This is a genomic window from Vibrio sp. 1978, from assembly GCF_033344345.1.
In genome coordinates this window covers 1-620 of the sequence record NZ_JAWPOP010000661.1, presented here as the reverse complement: position 1 = coordinate 620, position 620 = coordinate 1, and the positions used below count along the sequence as shown (strand labels likewise).

Annotated in this window: 1 protein-coding gene; it reads left to right on the top strand. The window is 47.3% G+C overall.

Features of this window, described 5'->3' with window-relative positions; translation table 11 throughout:
- A partial coding sequence (locus R8N49_RS28405; protein ID WP_318190603.1) for an NAD(P)(+) transhydrogenase (Re/Si-specific) subunit beta occupies positions 1 to 620 on the top strand: 620 nt, incomplete at both ends.

Sequence of the window (620 nt, the reverse complement as noted above, 5' to 3'; positions counted from 1 at the left end):
TTTGGCTGCGATCGTAATTTCAACGCTTCTAATGATCTACTTCGTAAAAGCAGATGGCAGCATGTTCGCGCTTATCGTGATGACGTTAATTGCGTTCGCATTTGGTTACCACCTAGTCGCATCCATTGGTGGTGCGGATATGCCAGTTGTTGTTTCTATGCTTAACTCGTACTCAGGTTGGGCAGCGGCAGCAGCAGGTTTCATGCTTGCAAACGACCTATTGATCGTAACAGGTGCTTTGGTTGGTTCTTCAGGTGCGATTCTGTCATACATCATGTGTAAAGCGATGAACCGCTCGTTTATCAGTGTTATTGCTGGTGGCTTTGGTCAAGAGATTATCATTTCAAGTGATGAAGAGCAGGGCGAACACCGTGAAACCACTGCTGAAGAAGTGGCTGAAATGCTGAAAAACTCGAAGTCAGTAATCATCACTCCGGGATACGGCATGGCAGTAGCGCAAGCGCAGTACCCGGTGCATGAAATTACTGATGCACTTCGCTCACAAGGTATTGAAGTTCGTTTTGGTATTCACCCTGTCGCGGGTCGTCTGCCTGGTCACATGAACGTGCTACTTGCAGAAGCGAAAGTACCATACGACATCGTTCTGGAAATGGACGAAA